This is a genomic window from Holdemanella hominis (assembly GCF_014306155.1).
Taxonomy (GTDB): Bacteria; Bacillota_I; Bacilli_A; order Erysipelotrichales; family Erysipelotrichaceae; genus Holdemanella; species Holdemanella hominis.
Genome location: NZ_JACRWH010000134.1, coordinates 1 through 657, shown reverse-complemented (window position 1 = coordinate 657; position 657 = coordinate 1). Strand labels below are relative to the sequence as shown.

Sequence of the window (657 nt, the reverse complement as noted above, 5' to 3'; positions counted from 1 at the left end):
ACAAATGATTATTTTCCTTTGTCTGCCATTTATGATGCAAAGGCTTTGGTGAAAAGTCTTAAATGTAGAGAAATGGAAGATCGTGATTTGATCAAGACTCGTCTTAAAAAGATAAACAAAAAAATTAAAAAAAATGAAAAACAATTGAAGAAGGCTTTAAAGGAAAAAGAGAAGCTGATCAACAGATCCAAAAAAAAGAAATATACAGAAGAAGACTATTTGTATGAGGTACAGGTATTGGATCCAAATATCAAAAGATTGAAGAGCATCATTCGTAATCTAAAATTCAGAAGGAATCGAAATGAGTTCAAATTAAAAAGAAAGATGCCTTCTGTATGTTTTGGTGGTAAAAAGAATCTTAAAAATGGTTACTTAGATATCTATCGTTTTAAAAGATCAAGAAGAATGATGATTCCAGGCAGAAGACAAGGAAAGTATTCAAATAACCTTTTCAAATTGAATATAGATAATGATATGTTGACCTATCGAAGTACGCAGAAAGACATTGTATTCAAGGTGCAGTTTCAAAAATACAAAGATGAATTGTATGCAAGAGTCAATGAAAAACACAACTCACCCAATAAGGCAGTAGCTTATGAATTGATGGATTATGGTGAATATTTTATTGTGAAAGCTATATTTGAAAAACATATGAAT

The 657-nt window shown here is 29.8% G+C and carries 1 protein-coding gene; it reads left to right on the top strand.

What is annotated here, in order from left to right; genetic code table 11:
• Window positions 1–48: 48 nt before the first annotated feature.
• Window positions 49–657 (top strand): hypothetical protein (locus H8911_RS12245; RefSeq protein ID WP_222621042.1); only part of this gene is annotated, 609 nt, incomplete at its 3' end.